Below are 18,303 nucleotides of genomic sequence, written 5' to 3'. Positions count from 1 at the left end.
GTTGTTCCGGTTCGCCCTCAGGCCTTGGCCACGGCGGCGGCCTCGCGCTTGGCAGCGAATTCGAGCGCGTCCTCCCAGGAGGCGCGCTTGCCGATCTGGACGCGGTACTTCATGACGTCCGCACGCTTGTTGAGCGTCAGTGCCCCGGTGAGCCGGTCGCCGCGGCGGTACAGCGCCACGAATCGGCCCGCGGCGACGGAGCCGGACACGACCCGCACCTCGTCCGCCCCGGGAATCCCGACGAACTGGATTCGGCTGTCGTACCAGTCCGACCAGAAGTAGGGCACGGTCTCGTACGGCTGGGCCGCGGCGGGGTCGAGCGCGTTGCGTGCCGCCCGCGCGCCCTGCTCGGCCGCGCTGGTCCAGTGCTCGATCCGCATAGGGACGTCGAACAGCGCGTTGTGCCAGCGCACGACGTCCCCGGCCGCGTAGACCCCCGGGACAGCGGTGGCCAGCTTCTCGTCCGCCACGATGCCGTTGTCCAGCTTCACCCCGGAGCCCTCGAGCCACTCGGTCTCGGGGATCCCTCCGATGCCGACGACGACGAGGTCGGCGGGCAGCACGGTGCCGTCCGCGAGGCGGACCCCCGTGACCCGGTCGGTGCCCTCGAGCGCCTCGACGGCCACGCCGCACCGCAGGTCGGTGCCGTTCGCGGTGTGCAACGCCGAGAGCGCCTCGCCCATCTCCTCGCCGATCGCGCGGACGAGCGGAGTGGGCAGGGCCTCGACGATCGTGGCGGACAGGCCGCGCTTGCGGGCGCCGGAGGCGATCTCGGACCCGATGAACCCGGCACCGATGACCACGGTCCGGGCCCCGGCGTCGAGCGCGGCCCGGACCGCGACCGCGTCGTCCAGGGTGCGCAGCGTGTGCACCCCGGCGAGGTGGTCGGTCCCGGGCAGGGTGCGCGCGCGGGCTCCGGTGGCGAGCACCGCGGCGTCGTACCCGACGCGCCGGTCCCCCACGACGATCTCGCGGGCGTCGGCATCGAGCCCGGTCGCGGGTGCGCCGAGCACCAGCTCCACGCCGAGCTCGCGCAGGTGCTCCTCCTCGCGGAAGCGCACGTCGGGAACCTCACCCTCGTCGAGGTAGGCCTTGGAGAGTGGCGGGCGGTCGTAGGGCAGGTGCGGCTCGGCGCCGACCAGGACGACGGGCCCGTCGTGTCCCGCGTCCCGAGCGGCCTCGGCGGCCCGCAGGCCGGCGAGCGAGGCCCCCACGACCACGAGTCGGGGGCTGGACGTCATCGGCTCCTCCTGTGTCGGCGGGGTCTCATAATTGAATATAGACTAAACTCTGCCAGGGTCAACGCCGGCCTGAACGCCGGTCCGCCACCGACACCTGGGAGGTCATCGATGTCCGAGTCCGTGCCGTCGACCGCGTACCGTGATGTGCGCTACGAGGTCCAGGGCGCCGTCGCCCACATCGAGCTGCACCGACCCGAGGCGCTCAACGCGTGGACCCCTGAGATGGGCCGCGAGCTGCTGGACGCGGTCCGCCGAGCCGCCACGGACGACACCGTCCGCGCCGTCCTGATCACCGGTGCCGGACGCGCCTTCTGCGCGGGTGCGGACGTCAAGAACGCACGAGAGCAGACCTCGACGGGCGAGGCGGATCTCACCACCCGGCTCCGCGAGATCTACAACCCGATCGTGCTCGCGGTCCGGGCCGCGCCGAAGCCGTTCGTCGCCGCGGTGCACGGCGCCTGCGCCGGGCTCGGCGCCTCACTGGCCCTCGCCTGCGATCTCCTGGTCGCCGCGGAGGACGCCTACCTGCTGCTGGCCTTCATCCGGATCGGCGTCATGCCGGACGGCGGAGCCACGACGTTCCTCGCCGAGCGGGTCGGGCTGTCCAGGGCCGCGGAGCTGTGCATGCTGGGTGACAGGCTCTCGGCCGCACGCGCCCTGGACTGGGGCCTGGTCAACGCCGTCCACCCGGCCGACGAGCTGCTCGCTGCCGGACGGGCGCTCGCCGAGCGGCTCGCGGCGGCCCCCACCGCGGCGCTGGCCAGCGTCAAGACCGCGCTCAACGCCGCCGCCCATCCCAACCTCGCCACCCACCTCGAGATGGAGGCCGACCTCCAGCAGCGCCACGCGGCGACCGCGGACTACGCCGAGGGCCGCGCCGCCTTCGCCGAGAAGCGCCAGGCCCGGTTCACGGGGCAGTGAGGTCGACGCCGAGGCCCGCACCGATCTCCGCCCGCAGGGCGACCTTCAGGATCTTGCCCGCGGCCGAGATCGGCAGCGCCGAACGGAACTCGACCGAACGCGGGCACTTGTAGTCCGCGATCCGCTCGCGGCAGTGGGCGATCAGGGCACCCGCGTCCACGGTCGCGCCCTCCCGGGTGACGACGACCGCGTGCACCTGCTCGCCCCACTGCTCGTGCGGCAATCCGATCACGGCCGCCGACACCACGTCCGGGTGCAGGACCAGGACGTTCTCCACCTCGGTCGAGTACACGTTCTCACCACCAGTGATGATCATGTCCTTCATTCGGTCGACGAGGTGGACGAATCCCTCCTCGTCCATCCGGGCGCCGTCACCGCTGTAGAGCCAACCGTCCCGGATGGTCGCGGCGGTCTCCTCAGGGCGGTTCCAGTAGCCCGCCATCACACTGGGGCTGCGCACGGTCAGCTCGCCGACCTCGCCCCGGGGCACCTCGCGGCCGTCCGGGTCGCGGATGACGACGTCCGCCAGCGGCAGCGGTCTGCCGATCGAGGAGGTCTTGCCGCGCTTGCGGCCCTCCTCGGTGTAGAACTCGGGCGGCAGCATGATCGTGAGCGCGGTCTCGGTCATGCCGTAGCCCTGCACGAACCCGCAGCCCGGGACCGCGTCCATGGCGCGGGCGACCAGCGCCTCGGTCATCGGGGCCGCGCCGTAGAAGATCCGCTGCAGCGACGAGAGGTCGTACTTCTCGCGCTCCGGGTGCCCGAGCACCATCTGCATCATCGTCGGCACCAGCATCACGTCGGTGACCCGGTGCTCCTGGATCAGCCGCAGCACTGCGACAGGGTCGAACCCTGGCGGGACGATCTGTGGGCCGCCCGCGCCGAGGAAGTGGCCGGTCATGACCTGGATGCCCGCGATGTGGAACAGCGGCGGGCACTGCAGGTAGACCTCGCCCGTGCCGCACCCCGCGGCCAGCATGCTCACGCTCGCCGTCATCAGGTTGGCGTGGCTCACCACGACGCCCTTGGGCTGTCCGGTGGTGCCGCCGGTGTAGAGCAGGTAGGCGGGATCGTCCCCGGAGCGGCCCGCGTCGGGCACCGGGTCCACGGCCAGGTCGTCCACCGCCGTCAGACCCTCGGGAGCCGGACCGCCGGCCAGGTGGACGACGTGCCGGATGTTCGGCGCAGCGGACCTCAGCCCCGCCACCGTCCCGGCGAAGGCCGGGTCCACCACGAGCACGGCTGCGCCGCTGTCGACCAACGCCCGGCCGAGCTCGTCCGCGGTCCAGCGCGCGTTGAGCGGCGCGGCGATCGCGCCGGCCCACAGCGTGGCGTAGAACGTCTCGACCATCCGGTCCGAGTTCGGCGCGACGATCGCGACCCGGTCACCCGGCTCGAGCCCGAGGCCCCGCAGCCCACCCGCGAGCCGGGCGACGCGGTCGGCGAACTCGGCGTTGGTGCTCCGGCGCTCGCCGGTGACGAGACACCACCGGTCCGGGGACAGGCGGGCCCGCCGGTGCACGCTCTGGGTCAGGTACGGCTGGACGGGGCTGTTCCGAGTCGACATGGCACTCCGATGGGCATGAGGACGCATACGAGTACGCGAAGCGTAATCGAATTTCAGTTAAGCAGGAAGCCGACGTGGTGACACGGCCTCGGCCGTCCCGTTCAGCACCGTATCGGCCACCAGGTCCGGATCATCGGACATCGGGACGTGCCCGACGTCCGCCAGCGCGACGACCCGCGCCTGCGGCAGTGCTCCGAGCATGGGCCTGCCGTAGCGGGCCCATGGGATCACCCGGTCGTTCACCGCCCACGCGAGCGTGACCGGACACCCGCCCTCCGGCAGCGGGACGATCGGCCCGGTGCGCACCGCGGAGCCGATCAGCTCCCCCAGCACGGCACACCCGGCCATGTCGTCGACGAGCCTGCGGGCGCGCACGGGATCGATTCGCTCCGGGCGCCGGACGACCCGGCCGAGCGCGGCCCGCCGGACCAGTGCGCATCCCATGGACCACCGCCCGAGCGGGTGCGCCGCGATCGAGCCGCCGAGGCGCACGGAGATCGCCAGCCGGTGCATGTCCCGGGTGGCGGTCCACGCCCCGGCGGGCGAGAGGGCGACGACCGACCGGGCGCGCCCCCGGCGGGCGAGCTCGAGTGCCAGCCACCCACCGAACGAGTTGCCGGCGACGTCGACGACGGGACGGTCGATCTCGTCCAGCCAGCTCTCGACGGCGTCGGCCAGCGACGACACCGTGACCGGGCCGGGTGGGGCAGGCGGCCCGCCCGCGTGTCCCGGCAGAGTGGGCGCGATGACCTCCCGGGTGGCGGACAACCGGGAGAGCACGGGCTCCCAGGCGTGCCAGGTCATGCCGATCCCGTGCAGCAGCAGCAGGGGACGGCCGCCCCCTCCGCGGTACACGGTGGGGCGGCTCGGCTGGGAGGGGGCGCCACTCACATGTTCTAATCTAGCTTCGAAATGCGGTCGAGCACAGGGGGATCGTCGATGCAGCTCGTGCCGCCGATGGATGCCGTCTACCTCCTGGGTGAGTCGCGGACGAGTCCGAACCACGTGGTCGCCCTGCAGATCTTCCAGCCGCCGGAGGACGCGCCGGAGGACTTCCTCGACACGCTCTACGAGTCGATGACGGACACCTCCCGGCTCAAGCCCGCCTTTCGCCGTCGCCCCCACCGCTCCCTCGGCACCGCCGGCTGGTTCGTGTGGGCGCAGGAGCCCGAGGTCGACCTGACCCTGCAGGTCAGGCGGGCCGGGCTGCCCAGGCCGGGCCGGATCCGCGAGCTCCTGGAGCTGGTGGCCACGTTTCACGAGACGCCGCTGGAGCGCGACCGGCCGCTGTGGCAGGCGCGCCTGGTCGAGGGCCTGGACGACGGGCGGTTCGCGCTCTGCACGAAGATGCACCACTCGATGTTCGACGGGGTGAACATGGGCAGGCACCTGCTCGGCGGACTGTCGCCCGACCCCGCCGATCGCTCCGGCACCGCCCCGTGGATCACGCCGTCGGCCTCCCGCAGCCCCCGCACCGCCTCGGAGACGTCACCGGTGGACGCCGTCCGCGGCATCGCGAGTGCGGTCCGCGGGATCGTCGACTCGCTGCCCACGCTCGTCCGGGCGGGCCGCGAGGCGCTCGGGCCCGACGCCAACCCCCTGCCCTTCACCGCCCCGCCGACGATGTTCAACACCCGGGTGAGCTCGGCCCGCCGGTTCGCGGGGGACGCCTGGCCGAAGGCACGGCTGCGGACCGTCGCCAGGCGTGCGGGGACGACCCTCAACGACGTCGCGGTGACGATGTGTGCCGGCGCCCTGCGCCGCTACCTGATCGAGCAGCTGTCCCTCCCGGCCGAGCCGCTGGTGGCCATGATCCCGGTGTCCGCGGACCCTCGCGAGGGCGGCGTCGCGCGGGACGGCAATGCCTGGACCGCGGCCCTCTGCGACCTGGGCACCGAGACGAACGACGTACACGAGCGGTTGCGGCGGATCCACACGTCGATTCGGCGCAGCAGGCGGCTGGTTTCCGAGCTGGACCCGATCACCGCAGGCGCGCTGAGCGCGGCCGTGCTCGGCGGACAGGCCGCCAATCTGGTGCCCGGCCTGCCCACTACCCCGCGCCCGCCGTTCAACGTGGTGCTGTCCACGGTCCCGGCGATGTCGACCCGCCTCCACCTGAACGGCTGCGCCCTGACCGACAACTACCCGCTGTCGGTCGTCGTCGACGGGCAGGCGCTCAACATCACGATGATCTCGTACGTGGGCGAGCTCGCGTTCGGCATCACCGGCTGCCCTCGGTCGGTGCCGCACCTGCAGCGCCTCCTCGAGCACCTGGAGGCATCACTGCGGGAGGTCGAGGAGGCAATCGGCGTCTGAGCGCCTACCGGAAGGCGGCGATGGCGTCCACGTCGTCGATCGCGGTGCCGATCCGCTCGACGATCGTCCGCGCCACGTCCGGCGGCTGGGTGTCCGGCATCCACGAGGGGGCGCCGAGGACGGTGGCCCAGCAGTAGTGCGGGTACATCAGGCTGCGGCGGTACAGGTCGAAGGCCGCGGTGAACTCGGGCGCCTTTCCCCCGTGACGGGCGAGTTCGTCGAGGTAGTGCGCGAGCAGGTCCCGTTCCCAGGCTCGCCGGTCCTCGACGGTCAACGCGGTCGCCACGGTGTCGGCGAAGTCGTAGGCCCAGGTCCCCCGCATCACGACCTGCCAGTCCGCGAACGCCACCGTGCCGTCGCGGGTCCGGTAGGTATTGCCGATGTGCGGGTCGCCGTGCAGCAGTGTCTGCGGGCCGCCGTGGCTGAGCTCCCGCATCGAGTCGACCAGCGCCCGCCACAGCTCGTCCTGCCGGGAGCGCAGGGCCGCGGGGAAGCCCGGGGTGCGGTCGACGCCGACCATGGCCTGCTTGCGGGCGTTGAGGAACAGGCCGATGTTGGCCTGGTGGTCCTCCGGGCGCTTCAACGTCGAGCCCACCACGGCGGGATGCTCCCAGTACTGGCCGTGGTAGGCGGCCATCGTGGAGAGCAGGGACTCGATCGCGGGCCGGTCGATCGCCGTCGTGGCGTGCTGGAAGGTCGCCCCGCGGGTGGCGGCGACGTCCTCCATCACCACGACGCTGGCCCAGGAACGGCGATCCACCCGCCCGTGGTAGCCGAGCGGGCACTCGAAGTCAGCGAGCCCGCGTAATGACGCGTAGAACTCCGGCTCCCCGTCGAGGAACTTGACGAGCCCGGCGAACACCCGCTGCTGGACGGTCTCGGTGAACTTCACGAAGACGTCGGTCGGCAGGCTCTCCGGTGCTCCCGCCGAGTAGCCGAGCCGCAGAGCGACCCGGCTCGTCGTCTGGCTGCTCCGGTTCGACGCCTCGACCTCGGTCACCCGGACGCCCGGGTAGTCCGCGCAAAGCACCGACGTGAGCCACTCCGGCGTGACGGCGGCCGGTCCCGGCGGGATGTCCGCCGCGGTCCGGGCGGGCGTCCGCCGGACGCGCTCGACCACACGGGAGCCGACCGTGGCGGCGACGCGCCCGGCCGCCCAGCCCACCGGGCCCAGGCCTGCCATGGTCAGATCCTCTCGATGATCGTGGCGTTGGCCATCCCGCCGGCCTCGCACATCGTCTGCAGGCCGTAGCGGCCACCCGTGTCCTCGAGGTGGTGCAGCAGGGTCACCAGCAGGCGGGTGCCGGAGGAGCCCAGTGCGTGGCCGAGCGCGATCGCGCCGCCCCGGGGGTTCAGCTTCTCCGGGTCGGCACCCAGTTCGTGCGCCCAGGCCAGCGGCACGGGGGCGAAGGCCTCGTTGACCTCGTAGGCGTCGAGGTCGGCCATCGAGAGCCCCGCCTTGGCCAGCACCTTGTGCGTGGCCGGAATCGGCGCGGTGAGCATCAGCAGCGGGTCGTCACCGGTCACCGCGAACGCGTGGAACCGGGCCCGCGGGCGCAGGCCCAGCTGCTCGGCGCGGCGCTCGCTCATGATCAGCACCGCGGACGCGCCGTCGGACAGCGGCGACGAGTTGCCGGGGGTGATCTTCCAGTCGATGTCCGGGAACCGCGCGACGGCCTCGTCGGATCGGAACGACGGCGTGAGCCCGGCCAGGCCCTCAGCCGTGGTTCCGGCTCGCACGGTCTCGTCGACGCGCAGTTCGGGCGCGTCGGCGAGGGTGACGACCTCCCGGTCGAACAGGCCGTCCGCCCAGGCCTGAGCGGCCCGGCGGTGGGACTCGGCGGAGTACGCGTCCAGTGCCTCGCGCTCCAGCTTCCAGCGCTGCGCGACGAGCTCGGCGGAGATGCCCTGGTTGACCAGGCCCTCCGGGTAGCGGCGGGCGGTGCGGACGCCACGGCTCGCGGGACGCGAGCTACCGAGCGGCACGGCGCTCATCGCCTCGACCCCGGCCGCCACAACGACGTCGTAGGCGCCGGCGGCGACGCCCTGGGCCGCGAACGCCACCGCCTGCTGGCTGGACCCGCACTGCCGGTTGATCGTGGTGCCCGGGACGGTCTCGGGGAAGCCCGCAGCGAGCGCGGCGTTGTGCCCGATGTTCCCGGACTGCTCGCCCACTTGCTGCGCGCACCCGGTGATCACGTCCTCGACCAGCGCGGGGTCGATGCCGGACCGGGCCACCAGGGCCTCCAGGGTGCCGGCCAGCAGGTCGATCGGATGGACCCCGGAGAGACCACCACCGGCCTTGCCCCTCCCCACCGGGGTCCGTACGGCTTCGACGACGACGGCGTTCTGCACGGGGTGTCCTCCTCGACTGGCTACATCGTTTAATCTAGATTAGACATGGTCCGGCCGCTGGACAACACGGCCACCCCCTCACCACCGCCGAGAGGAACGACATGGACGTCAAGGACCTGCGCTGCCTGGTGACGGGCACCGCGTCGGGCATCGGCGACGCAGTGACCCGCCGGCTGACCGCGGCGGGCGCGAGCGTCGTGAGCCTCGACCGCCACAAGCCCGAGGCGGACGTCGAGCAGCACGTCGAGGTCGACCTGGCCGACCCGGCGAGCATCGACTCGGCCTTGGAGCAGATCGACGGCTCCTTCGACGCGCTGCTCAACATCGCCGGCATCCCCGGCACCGCCCCCGCCGAGCGCGTCTTCGCGGTCAACTTCCTGGGCATGCGCCACCTCACCGAGTCGCTCTTCGACCGGTTCAACCCGAGGGCCTCGATCGTCGTCGTGTCGTCGACGGCGGGCTTCCAGTGGGCGCGCCGGCTCGACGCGCTCAAGGAGGTCGTCGCGACGGAGTCCTTCGCCGAGGGTGCGGAGTGGTTCCGCACGCACCCGCAGGAGGGCAACGCCTACAACTTCTCGAAGGAAGCGGCGACCGTCTACACCATGGCGATGGGGGCGGCCGTGCGCGAGATGGGCGAGCTGCGGATCAACGCGGTGCTGCCCGGCCCCGTCGAGACCCCGATCCTCGCCGACTTCGAGCAGTCGATGGGAAAGGAGACCCTCGACGGCGTCAAGGCACTGCTCGGGCGCCACGCGACCCCGGACGACATCGCGCCCACGATCGTCTTCCTGGCCTCCCGCGACTCGGGGTGGATCAACGGCACCACTCTCATCGCGGACGGTGGAGTGTCCGGCGCCGTGTTCGCCGGGCTGGTCCCCGCCCCGGAGATCTGAGCCGCTCACCCCACGGGAGGGGCCCGCACCGAGCTCGGTGCGGGCCCCTCCTCCGTGTCGGCTACGCGCTCAGACCTTGGCGTACCGCTCCTTCAGCTCGCGCTTGACCAGCTTGCCGGTCTCGGTGCGGGGCAGCGAGCCGACGAACTCGACGGCCCGCGGCGCCTTGAAGCTCGCGATCCTGGACTTCACGAACGCGATGATCTCCTGCTCGAGCTCCGGGCCCGGGGTCGCGCCCTCGGCGGGGTGCACGAAGGCCCGCACCGACTCCCCCATCTCCGGGTCCGGGACGCCGATGACCGCGACGTCGTGGACCGACGGGTGCAGGGCCAGCGCGTTCTCGATCTCCTGCGGGTAGATGTTGACCCCGCCGGAGATGATCGTGAAGGACTTCCGGTCGGTGAGGAACAGGAACCCGTCCTCGTCCAGGTACCCGATGTCGCCGAGGGTGGTCCAGTTGTCGTGCTGCGGGTGCTGCGACTCCCGGGTCTTCTCAGGGTCGTTGTGGTAGACGAACGGAGTCTGCTCCCGTTCGAAGTAGACGTTGCCGATCTGGCCCGCCGGCAGCTCCGCGCCGTCGTCCCCGCAGATCCGGACGGTGCCGAGCACGGCCCGACCGACGGTGCCGGGCTTCGCGGCCCACACCTCACTGTCGATCATCGTCATGCCGTTGCCCTCGGTCCCGGCGTAGTACTCCGCGAGGATCGGACCCCACCACTCGATCATCTTCTGCTTGACCTCGACCGGGCACGGCGCCGCGGCGTGCACCGCGAGCCGCAACGAGGACACGTCGAAGCTCTGCCTCACGAGGTCTGGCAGCTGCAGCATCCGGACGAACATCGTGGGCACGAACTGGGCATGGGTCACGCGGTGGTCCTCGATCGCCTTCAGCGACCCCTCGGCGTCGAACTTCCGCATCATCACCACGGAGCCACCGTGCGCGTGCACGGCGCCGCACCAGCGCAGCGGGGCGGCGTGGTAGAGCGGCGCCGGGGTGAGGTAGACGGTGTCCGCCCCGACGCCGAACACCTTCCCCACCAGCCCGACGAGCGCGTCCCCGAGCTCGCTCACCTGGACCGGCGGCAGCGGCGGGCGGACCCCCTTGGGGCGGCCCGTGGTCCCGGACGAGTACAGCATCGGCGCCCCGTGCGGCTGGTCCGCGAAGGGCTCCGGCGAGGCGGCGGCCAGCGAGTCCTCGTAGGACGCGAAGCCCTCGACCGGACCGTCGTAGGCCAGCCGGACCGCGAGGCCGGGAGCCTTGGCCGCGACGGCGCCTGCGACCTCGGCCTTGCCGTGCGAGGCCACGAGCGCGCGCGCCCCGGAGTCTTCGACGATGTACGCAACCTCGTCCGCGGACAGGTTGTGGTTCACGGCCGTGATGTACAGCCCGGAGCGGATCGCCGCCCAGTACACCTCGAACGCGCGCAGGTTGTTCTCGGACAGCAGGGCGACCACGTCACCGGGTCGGAGTCCGGCCTCGTGGAGCACGTGGGCGAGCCGGACGGACCGCTCCTCCAGCTGCGCGTACGTGACGCTCTCCCCCGTCTCCACCAGAGTGGCCGCCACCTTGTCCGGCGTCTCCGCTGCGTACTTCCCTGGGTACATCGGCAAGCCTCCACGTCGGTGTGAGGGGACATCGTGGGCGTCCTGCCCATCTTTTAATGTAAAATAAGCCACGTGTCCACGGGGGACAAGTCCCTCGTCACGGCCCGCTCTCGGCGAGGTACGCCGAACGGGTGTAGACAAAGAAGCGCGCGTGTCCACCCGCCACGTCGGCCGTTGGGGTGAGTGGTAGGCGGGGCACGCCCCGACGGGTGACTTTCTCATCCATCTTCAGAACTGCGATCGCCAACGGAGGTGCGGCATGCCGGGAGTCGAGGTCAAGGTCGAGGGGCTGTCCAAGTCGTTCGGCCGGGCCAACATCTGGTCGGACGTGACCCTGACGCTGCCGCCCGGTGAGGTGTCCGTGCTCCTCGGCCCGTCCGGTACGGGCAAGTCGGTGTTCCTGAAGTCCCTGATCGGGCTGCTCAAGCCGGAGAAGGGCTCGATCGTCATCCACGACACCGACCTGGTGCGCTGCAACGAGTCCAAGCTCTACGAGCTGCGCAAGCTCTTCGGCGTGCTGTTCCAGGACGGCGCCCTGTTCGGGTCGATGAACCTCTTCGACAACATCGCCTTCCCGCTGCGCGAGCACACCAAGAAGGGCGAGGCGGAGATCAAGGACATCGTGATGGAGAAGATGGATCTCGTCGGGCTCAAGGGCGACGAGATGAAGTTGCCCGGCGAGATCTCCGGCGGGATGCGCAAGCGCGCCGGTCTCGCCCGCGCCCTCGTCCTCGACCCGGAGATCATTCTGTTCGACGAGCCGGACTCCGGCCTCGACCCCGTGCGCACGGCCTACCTGAACCAGCTGATCATCGACCTGAACGCGCAGACGGACTCCACGTTCCTGATCGTCACCCACGACATCAACACCGCGCAGACGGTGCCGGACAACATCGGGATGCTGTACCGCAAGCACCTGGCGATGTTCGGCCCGCGGGAGGTGCTGCTGACCAGCGAGGACCCGGTGGTGGCGCAGTTCCTCAACGGCCGCCGGCAGGGCCCGATCGGCATGTCGGAGGAGAAGGACACCGCCCAGGCGGCCCGGGAGATGGCCGAGGTCGACGAGCTGTCCGGGCTGCCCCCGATCAAGCCCCAGCTCGTCGCGACCGCGGGCCTGCCGGAACGCAAGGCCGTGCAGCGGCGCCGACAGCGGGTTCGGAACATGATGCACACCCTGCCGCCCGCTGCCCAGAAGGTCATCCGGGACTCGTTCGCGGAGGACGGGGAGCCCGAGGGTAGGCACCGTCTCGCCGGCGCCGCCCCGTACGGCCGCCCGGACGAGCCGACCCAGTCGATCCCGCGCGTGGGCTGACGGCGGTCAGTCGGCCACCCGCGCGTACAGCGCCCGCCAGACGACCCCTGCCCCCGACTCGGCGAGGGCGGCAGCGGCGTCGGCGTCGGTGACCGCGACCCCGGTCGCCACCCGCTCGATCATCACGGTCAACCACTGCGCGGTCTCGTCGGCGAGCAGGACCGAGTCGATCCAGCCGCCCTCCTGGCCGTGGCGCACGTGCGCGGCGAGCTGCCGGACCCGGAGGGCGTGCTCGGCCTCGACGACCTCCCGCAGCCGGGGGTCGAGCGGAACCATCTCCTCGACGGCGGCGAAGACCGTGCGGTGCCGCTGGTAGACCGCGAGCACGGCCGCGAGGGTGGCGCGCACCGTGTCGGGCGTCACCGGCTCGACGGCTCCCCACCACGGCTCGCCCGCCTCGGTGATCCGCTCGGCGAGCTGCGCGAACCAGGACGTGACCAACTCGGCCTTGTCCTCGAAATAGATGTAGAAGGTCGCCCGGGACATGCCCGCTCCGGCGGCCAGCCGCTCCACCGGCAAGGCGCTGAAGGAGCCGCCGTCCGCGGTGAGCGACTCGGCGGAGCGCTGCAGACGATCCAGGCTCTCGGTCCGCCGCTCCGCGCGGCTCGACCGGCCCCGCCGACCCGGACCGGTGCTCACGGTGCCTCGATGTGCACCGCGCGCCACACGATCTCGGCGGCGGCAGCGAGATGGCGTTCGAGCGCGGCCTCGTCCGCCCGTGCGACGAACCGGGCCTGCCCGTCCTCCAACATCCAGGTGAGCCACACTGCGACGGTGCCCGGGTTGCCGTCGTCCCGTCCGGACCACACCCGCCCGATGTGGGCGGCGATGGCCTCGACGAAGCCGTCCATCATCCGCCCGAACCGCTCGGCGACGGCCGGGTCGTGACGCGCCTCCTCGCTCAACGACCACATGGCCACCCGGTGCCGCCGGTAGCCCGCGAAGACCGCGCGGAAAGCCGCGCGGTAGTCCTCTCGGGTCGCTTCCGGGGGCAGGTCCAACAACACGGCCGCGGCGGCGAGGAAGTCCGCCTGCACCTCGTCGGACAGGGCCAGCAGCAGGCCACGCTTGTCGCCGAAGTACTTGTAGAAGGTCGACCGGGCGATTCCCGCCCGGTCCACCAACAGTTCGACGCTGAGTCCGGAGTACGTCTGCCCGTCGGCGACCAGATCCTCGAGGGCGGCGGACAGCCGTCCCTGCAACTCCGACCGGGTGTCCCGGCGGCCCCGCCGAGACACACGGCGGGCGGGCTGGTCGGACACGGGACCGATCCTATCCGCGGTGCTCCTCACCCGGCCCCGTCGAGCGCGTCCAGGGTCTCGAGGTCCACGACCGCCTGTGCGGTGCGGCGAATCAGGATCCGCACGTGGGCGTCGCTCTGGATCTCCTGCACCCGCCCGACGAGCACGGTGTAGAGCCAGAGGATCAGGCCGTGCAGGGTCTGCTGCCGGTAGGCCAACCAGGCGTCCTCGAACGAGGGTGGCTTGCCCCCGGCGTCCCCGAGGAGCTGCAGGTACTGCTCCAGCAGGTCGTGCTCCCATGCCCGCCGGTCCTCCGGCTCGAGCGCGGCGGTGATCGCGTAGCTGAAGTCGATCGCCCAGTTGCCCTTGGCGATGCCCTGCCAGTCGTAGAGGTTGAGCGACCCGTCCGGCAACCGGAACCAGTTCCCGGGGTGCACGTCGTGGTGGACCAGCGTCTTCGGCCCGCGGGCGTTGATCGCCAGCGAGCGGTCGAAGGCCTTGCGGACCTCGGCCTTGCGATCGTGCAGCGCGCGCGGGATCTCGTCCGGCGCGATCCGGAAGCCCAGCATGGCGCCGGAGTCGAAGCGGGTCCGGGTGTTGAACGTCCGCTGCCACGTGTGGGTGTCGACGAGGTCGGTCCACTCGTGATCGAGCCGTGGGTCCTCCCAGAGGCCGCCGTGGTAGCGCGCGAGCTCGCGGACCATGCTCTCGGCCCCAGCGCGGTCGACGTGGATCGTCGTCGCGTCACCGAACACCGCACCGCGGGTGGCGGTGATGTCCTCGGTGAGCACGAACGAGCGGCAGGTGCGCGGGTCCCAGGCGCCGTGGTAGCCGGCGGGCGCGCCGATGTCCAGGTGGGGGCGGATGCGACCGTAGAAGAGCGCCTCCATCCCCGCCGCGCCGGTGACGCCGACCAGCAGCCGGTTCAGCAGCGTGGGCGTCATCTTCGAGTACAGCGCGGTCGGCAGGCCCGCCGCCTGTCCCGCCTCGTTGTAGGCCACCGTGATGGCCCGCCTGCTCGCGGTCCCGTCCGAACCTCCGCCCAGGTCGAAGGACGTCACCTCGGCACCCGGGACGTCGGCGCACAGCGCGCCGGTCAACCACTCGGGGGTCAGCTCGGCCACCGTCGCGGGGACCACGGAGATGTCCGTCGCGGGCGGGCGAGGGCGAATCCGCTCTGCGGCACGGACACCCGTCACTCGCAGTACGGACCCGAAGAAGTCGAGCTGGTCGGATACCCCCATCGGGTCCTCCACGTCATCGTCGAGAAGTTCGCGGACATCGTGTCTAGTCAAGTTGACCGCGTCAAGTTAGGATTCAAAAAGAGACCTGAGCGACCCCCTGAACCTCGGGTCCGGACATCTCCCACGGAAGGAAGGTCGCGATGCCCAGCTTCGCCAACGAGGACGAGCTGTACCGCTACGTCGGAGGCATCTTCGAGAAGGGGTTCGCGGACCCCGAGCTCGGCCCGAAGATGGAGGCCACCCAGATGGTCTTCGAGAGCCGCTGCACGGACCCTGAGTCGTCGATCATCGTCGACATGACCAACCGGAAGGTCCACAAGGGCCAGGACGGCCCCACGCCGGATGCCGTGCTGACCATGTCGACCGAGACCGCGAACGCCTACTGGCAGGGCAAGGTCAACCTGCCTTTCGCGATGGCGCGCGGCAAGGTCAAGGTCGAGGGCAACGTGGCCAAGCTGCTCGCGCTGTCCCCGCTCGGCAAGAAGCTCTACCCCCAGTACGTCGACCTGCTCAAGGCCGACGGCCGGGACGACCTCGTCGTCTGACCTCTCGTACTCCGGGAAGGAATCCTCCATGCCAGCGAGCACCCCAGGCAGCGCCACCCGGTCCGCCGACGTCGTCGTGGTCGGCTCCGGTCACAACGGCCTCGTCGCGGCCGCCTACCTCGCCCGCGCGGGTCTCGACGTCCTCGTCATCGAGGCGTCGCCGACGGCCGGCGGGATGACCGCCACCAACGAGATGCTCCCCGAAGCCCCCGGGTACATGATCAACGAGGCCTCCATCCAGGCGTCGCTGTTCCGCACCACGAACATCGACCGGGAGCTGGGGCTCAGCAGGCGTTTCGGGCTCCGCCAGACGATCATCGACCCCGCTCACTTCCAGCTGGCGGCAGACGGCTCGTCGCTGGGTCTGTGGCGCGACCCGAACAAGACCGCCGAGGAGCTGCGGCACTTCTCCCGCAAGGACGCCACGGCGCTGCTGGAGCTCTACGAGGTCATCGACGCTGCGGTCGAGATCGGTCTGCCGATGATGCAGACCAACATCACCCGGCCAGAGCTCGTCAAGATCATGAAGGCGGTCAAGGCCGTCGCCAAGAACCGCAAGCAGCTCACCGCGGTCGGGCGCTGGATGGCCTCCTCCCAGGCGGAGGCCATCGAGGAGAGCTTCGAGCACGACATGATCCGTGCTCCCCTGCTCACCTCGCTGCCCTTCATGCCGTTCGACGTGGACCTGTCCGGCTGGTCGCTCATCTATCTCGGGGTGCTGAGCCGCTACGGGGTCGCGATGTTCCATGGCGGCACGGGTGCCCTGCCCCGGGCGCTGCTGGCCAGCATCCGCCAGGACGGCGGCCGACTGATCACCGACTCTCCGGTCGAGGAACTGGTCGTCACAGGCGGCAAGGTCACCGGGGTCCGCATCCGGGGCGGCGAGGAGATCCACGCCCGCAGGGGGGTCCTCACCGCCTGCAGCCCACGGACCACGCTCACCAAGCTGCTCCCCAAGGGCGTGCTCTCGCCGAAGCTGCAGAACGCGGTCGACCACATCCCGACCATCAAGCGCGGCATCAGCGACTACAAGCTCAACGTCGCGCTGTCCGGCCGGATCCGGATGACCAGGCACGAGAAGTGGCGCGGGGACGGCATCGACCTGCGGCTGGCATGCAACTGCTACCACACCTACGAGGAGGCGCTGCAGGCCGCGAGGGACAGCGTGCGCGGAGAGGTCTCCGCACACATCCCGGGACTTGCCCAGGTCACCACGGCCTTCGACCCGTCGATGGCCCCCGAGGGCTGCGACCTGTTCTGGTTCTGGACCGGGCTGGCCCCGAGCGTGCCGCGGGTCGGGTGGGAGGCGGCGCGCAAGGACATCACGGAGAAGGTCATCCGGGACTCGGAGCTGTACTACGAGGGCGTCGAGGGGCTCGAGGTCGCTCGTCGGCCGCTGGCCCTGCCGGACCTCGAAGAGCGGTTCTGGGCGATCGACGGCAGCGTCTACCACGTCGATCCGACGATCACCCGGTTCGGCCCGCGCAAGCCCGCGCCCGGGTTCGCGGGTTACCGCACGCCGGTGCCGGGGCTGTTCCTCACCGGGTCGGGTACCCACCCGGTGGCCGGGATCAGCGGCATGCCGGGCCAGAACGCCGCCCGAACGATGATCAAGATGTTCAAGGCCGAGGACGGTGGCGGCATCAAGCACGCCGTCACCGCGGCGCGGACGCGGGACCGCTTCCTGGAGTCCACCGAGCGTGAGGACGTGTTGCCCACGCCGGGCCGCGTCGACCACGCGAATGCGCTGGTCGGTGACTGACCGGACGCACACGTGAGAGGGGGGGCCGGCGCGCGCCGGCCCCCTCCCTCGTTCTGGGGAGCGGATCAGATCGTGGTGATCTCGCGGACGAGCCAGTGCCCGTCGGATTCGGTCGCGGAGACCTGGACGCGGCCACCCGAGAGCACGGGCTGCGGCGCGGCCGCCGAGGTCTCCGTCCGGTCGAGGAACAGCAGCAGCGTGACCTCTCCGCGGGACTCCGCGACCACCGCGGTGTCGGCCACTCGCGTACGCACGACGGAGGACTGGGCGTTCGCGGCAGGTGTCACCGTGTCCCGCACGGAGGAGGCGTAGCGGTCCCGGAACTCCGGTGCGACCAGCGCAAGTCTCCCGTCGATGTCGGCGTCGCGATAGTCGAAGCTCAGCAGCTCCTCGACCGAACGGGTGGTCTCGGCGACGGCAGTGGCCCGCTGGTCGTCCACCCGGCCCGACCACCACCAGAACACCGTCAGCGCACCAGCCAGGACCACCCCGACGACGGCGGTCACGAACAGCCGGCGTCGAGTGGTCTCCGGCCGGGCCGCCGCGGCACGGATGGGGGCCGTGGCGATCTGCCGAACCTGCCGGGCGGCCGACCCCGCGACGGACCCCACGGAACCGACGACCGTCCCGAACGTGATCGTGCGCCGACCCCGGCGGCCCTGCGGCGGCGTGGATCGCTCGTCCGGGCCGCTCTGCTCGGCCGGCTCGGCCTCGTCGGCCGGGTTCAGCGGCCGAAGTCGATCCGCGACACGAGCCATCGTCCGCCCTCCTTCCGCATCTCCTCGCTGAGGCGGTAGCTCCGCTTCTCCCCGTCCGGGTGGTCGACGTCGTGGGAGGTGACCCGCACCGCGGTCAGCACGCGCGCGGCGTCGCCGTCCACGCTCACCACGCCGGTGAGCACGGAGTCCACCGTCATCCGCACCTGGCCGTCCCGCACCACCGACACGTACTGATCGCCGTTGCGGCGGTACAGGTCGGCGAACTCGCCCGTCGAGGCGTCGAGTACGGCACGAGCGTCGTCGACGGACCGCGCCGGGTCGATCGTCATGAGCGCCCGGGCGTGGTCCTGGGCCGCCGTCTGCACGGCCGTGCGCTCGCTGTTCGCCCACCACTGGGTACCGACAAGGGTCGCGGCACCACACGTGAGCAGCACTGCCACTGCGGCCAGCAGCGCAGGCAGGCGCAGCCGTGGACGTAAGACCCGGGGCGGGACCGGGTCGCCGTCCGCGTCGAGCCTGGGCAGCTCGGTGGTCGGCGGGTCGTCGACCCGCGTTCTGGTGGGAATCGTCATCGACTCGTCC

General features: G+C 71.3%; 17 protein-coding genes. 6 read left to right on the top strand and 11 right to left on the bottom strand.

Annotated features, from left to right (window positions below):
- Positions 1-17: 17 nt before the first annotated feature.
- Positions 18-1,241 carry an NAD(P)/FAD-dependent oxidoreductase gene (locus ACL02T_RS31810; RefSeq protein ID WP_412834513.1) on the bottom strand — a complete coding sequence of 408 codons (1,224 nt, stop codon included), beginning with the start codon at positions 1,239-1,241 and terminating at the stop codon, positions 18-20.
- Positions 1,242-1,349: 108 nt separating this feature from the next.
- On the opposite strand from ACL02T_RS31810, the gene ACL02T_RS31805 reads away from it, so the two are divergent.
- Complete coding sequence (locus ACL02T_RS31805; protein WP_412834512.1) at positions 1,350-2,162, top strand: enoyl-CoA hydratase/isomerase family protein; 813 nt, start codon at positions 1,350-1,352, stop codon at positions 2,160-2,162.
- On the opposite strand, the gene ACL02T_RS31800 is transcribed toward ACL02T_RS31805, so the two are convergent.
- Both ACL02T_RS31800 and ACL02T_RS31795 read right to left on the bottom strand, forming a co-directional pair.
- Complete coding sequence (locus ACL02T_RS31800) at positions 2,149-3,729, bottom strand: long-chain-fatty-acid--CoA ligase (RefSeq protein WP_412834511.1); 1,581 nt, start codon at positions 3,727-3,729, stop codon at positions 2,149-2,151. The two genes, ACL02T_RS31805 and ACL02T_RS31800, sit on opposite strands and share 14 nt — an antisense overlap.
- 57 nt (positions 3,730-3,786) lie before the next feature.
- Positions 3,787-4,620, bottom strand: a complete 834-nt coding sequence (locus tag ACL02T_RS31795; RefSeq protein ID WP_412834510.1) for an alpha/beta fold hydrolase — start codon at positions 4,618-4,620, stop codon at positions 3,787-3,789.
- Positions 4,621-4,668: 48 nt separating this feature from the next.
- Between ACL02T_RS31795 and ACL02T_RS31790 the strand changes: the two genes are divergently transcribed.
- Complete coding sequence (locus tag ACL02T_RS31790; protein ID WP_412834509.1) at positions 4,669-6,045, top strand: WS/DGAT/MGAT family O-acyltransferase; 1,377 nt, start codon at positions 4,669-4,671, stop codon at positions 6,043-6,045.
- Between the two features lie 4 nt (positions 6,046-6,049).
- On the opposite strand, the gene ACL02T_RS31785 is transcribed toward ACL02T_RS31790, so the two are convergent.
- Both ACL02T_RS31785 and ACL02T_RS31780 read right to left on the bottom strand, forming a co-directional pair.
- Positions 6,050-7,228 carry a phosphotransferase gene (locus ACL02T_RS31785; RefSeq protein ID WP_412834508.1) on the bottom strand — a complete coding sequence of 393 codons (1,179 nt, stop codon included), beginning with the start codon at positions 7,226-7,228 and terminating at the stop codon, positions 6,050-6,052.
- Positions 7,229-7,230: 2 nt separating this feature from the next.
- Entirely contained in the window at positions 7,231-8,400 is a 1,170-nt protein-coding gene (locus tag ACL02T_RS31780) for a thiolase family protein (protein ID WP_412834507.1), read from the bottom strand.
- Positions 8,401-8,501: 101 nt separating this feature from the next.
- Between ACL02T_RS31780 and ACL02T_RS31775 the strand changes: the two genes are divergently transcribed.
- Positions 8,502-9,293, top strand: a complete 792-nt coding sequence (locus ACL02T_RS31775; protein WP_412834506.1) for a coniferyl-alcohol dehydrogenase — start codon at positions 8,502-8,504, stop codon at positions 9,291-9,293.
- Positions 9,294-9,362: 69 nt separating this feature from the next.
- Here the strand turns inward: ACL02T_RS31775 and ACL02T_RS31770 are convergent, their stop codons facing one another.
- Positions 9,363-10,898: an acyl-CoA synthetase gene (locus ACL02T_RS31770; protein ID WP_412834505.1), complete on the bottom strand. Its 1,536-nt coding sequence runs from the start codon at positions 10,896-10,898 to the stop codon at positions 9,363-9,365.
- A 259-nt stretch (positions 10,899-11,157) separates the two neighbouring features.
- Between ACL02T_RS31770 and ACL02T_RS31765 the strand changes: the two genes are divergently transcribed.
- Positions 11,158-12,210, top strand: coding sequence for an ABC transporter ATP-binding protein (locus ACL02T_RS31765; protein ID WP_412834504.1), 1,053 nt, complete (start codon positions 11,158-11,160; stop codon positions 12,208-12,210).
- Positions 12,211-12,216: 6 nt separating this feature from the next.
- Here the strand turns inward: ACL02T_RS31765 and ACL02T_RS31760 are convergent, their stop codons facing one another.
- The 3 genes from ACL02T_RS31760 to ACL02T_RS31750 are packed head-to-tail and all read right to left on the bottom strand — an operon-like array spanning position 12,217 to position 14,590.
- Entirely contained in the window at positions 12,217-12,849 is a 633-nt protein-coding gene (locus tag ACL02T_RS31760) for a TetR/AcrR family transcriptional regulator (RefSeq protein WP_412834503.1), read from the bottom strand.
- On the bottom strand, positions 12,846-13,472 hold the full coding sequence (locus ACL02T_RS31755; RefSeq protein ID WP_412834502.1) for a TetR/AcrR family transcriptional regulator: 627 nt from the start codon (positions 13,470-13,472) through the stop codon (positions 12,846-12,848). Before ACL02T_RS31755 ends, ACL02T_RS31760 begins: the two co-directional genes overlap by 4 nt.
- A gap of 26 nt (positions 13,473-13,498) precedes the next feature.
- Entirely contained in the window at positions 13,499-14,590 is a 1,092-nt protein-coding gene (locus ACL02T_RS31750) for a phosphotransferase family protein (protein ID WP_412834501.1), read from the bottom strand.
- Between the two features lie 245 nt (positions 14,591-14,835).
- Here ACL02T_RS31750 and ACL02T_RS31745 point away from each other — a divergent pair, with 245 nt between their 5' ends.
- A complete protein-coding gene (locus ACL02T_RS31745) occupies positions 14,836-15,240 on the top strand; it encodes an SCP2 sterol-binding domain-containing protein (protein WP_412834500.1) in 405 nt (134 codons plus the stop codon).
- A 28-nt stretch (positions 15,241-15,268) separates the two neighbouring features.
- The gene (locus ACL02T_RS31740; protein ID WP_412834499.1) at positions 15,269-17,002 is read left to right on the top strand and encodes a phytoene desaturase family protein; all 1,734 of its coding nucleotides are present in this window, start codon (positions 15,269-15,271) and stop codon (positions 17,000-17,002) included.
- 65 nt (positions 17,003-17,067) lie between these two features.
- Here the strand turns inward: ACL02T_RS31740 and ACL02T_RS31735 are convergent, their stop codons facing one another.
- Together ACL02T_RS31735 and ACL02T_RS31730 are read right to left on the bottom strand one after the other, a co-directional pair.
- Positions 17,068-17,760, bottom strand: a complete 693-nt coding sequence (locus tag ACL02T_RS31735) for a hypothetical protein (protein WP_412834498.1) — start codon at positions 17,758-17,760, stop codon at positions 17,068-17,070.
- Entirely contained in the window at positions 17,727-18,293 is a 567-nt protein-coding gene (locus tag ACL02T_RS31730) for an Rv1363c family protein (RefSeq protein WP_412834497.1), read from the bottom strand. Before ACL02T_RS31730 ends, ACL02T_RS31735 begins: the two co-directional genes overlap by 34 nt.
- Positions 18,294-18,303 lie beyond the last annotated feature (10 nt).

Origin of the sequence: Pseudonocardia oceanicola, assembly GCF_047200735.1 — a bacterium.
Lineage (GTDB): Bacteria > Actinomycetota > Actinomycetes > Mycobacteriales > Pseudonocardiaceae > Pseudonocardia.
Note: the sequence above shows the minus strand (reverse complement) of the source record. Positions and strands in the feature narration are given on the sequence as shown.

Bases quoted from the DNA above. Each gene is read 5' to 3' on its own strand.
- ACL02T_RS31745 (WP_412834500.1), top strand. From the start codon at position 14,836: ATGCCCAGCTTCGCCAACGAGGACGAGCTGTACCGCTACGTCGGAGGC.
- ACL02T_RS31790 (WP_412834509.1), top strand. From the start codon at position 4,669: ATGCAGCTCGTGCCGCCGATGGATGCCGTCTACCTCCTGGGTGAGTCG.
- ACL02T_RS31735 (WP_412834498.1), bottom strand. From the start codon at position 17,760: ATGGCTCGTGTCGCGGATCGACTTCGGCCGCTGAACCCGGCCGACGAG.
- ACL02T_RS31805 (WP_412834512.1), top strand. From the start codon at position 1,350: ATGTCCGAGTCCGTGCCGTCGACCGCGTACCGTGATGTGCGCTACGAG.
- ACL02T_RS31810 (WP_412834513.1), bottom strand. From the start codon at position 1,241: ATGACGTCCAGCCCCCGACTCGTGGTCGTGGGGGCCTCGCTCGCCGGC.
- ACL02T_RS31740 (WP_412834499.1), top strand. From the start codon at position 15,269: ATGCCAGCGAGCACCCCAGGCAGCGCCACCCGGTCCGCCGACGTCGTC.
- ACL02T_RS31775 (WP_412834506.1), top strand. From the start codon at position 8,502: ATGGACGTCAAGGACCTGCGCTGCCTGGTGACGGGCACCGCGTCGGGC.
- ACL02T_RS31765 (WP_412834504.1), top strand. From the start codon at position 11,158: ATGCCGGGAGTCGAGGTCAAGGTCGAGGGGCTGTCCAAGTCGTTCGGC.
- ACL02T_RS31785 (WP_412834508.1), bottom strand. From the start codon at position 7,228: ATGGCAGGCCTGGGCCCGGTGGGCTGGGCGGCCGGGCGCGTCGCCGCC.
- ACL02T_RS31800 (WP_412834511.1), bottom strand. From the start codon at position 3,729: ATGTCGACTCGGAACAGCCCCGTCCAGCCGTACCTGACCCAGAGCGTG.
- ACL02T_RS31770 (WP_412834505.1), bottom strand. From the start codon at position 10,898: ATGTACCCAGGGAAGTACGCAGCGGAGACGCCGGACAAGGTGGCGGCC.
- ACL02T_RS31730 (WP_412834497.1), bottom strand. From the start codon at position 18,293: ATGACGATTCCCACCAGAACGCGGGTCGACGACCCGCCGACCACCGAG.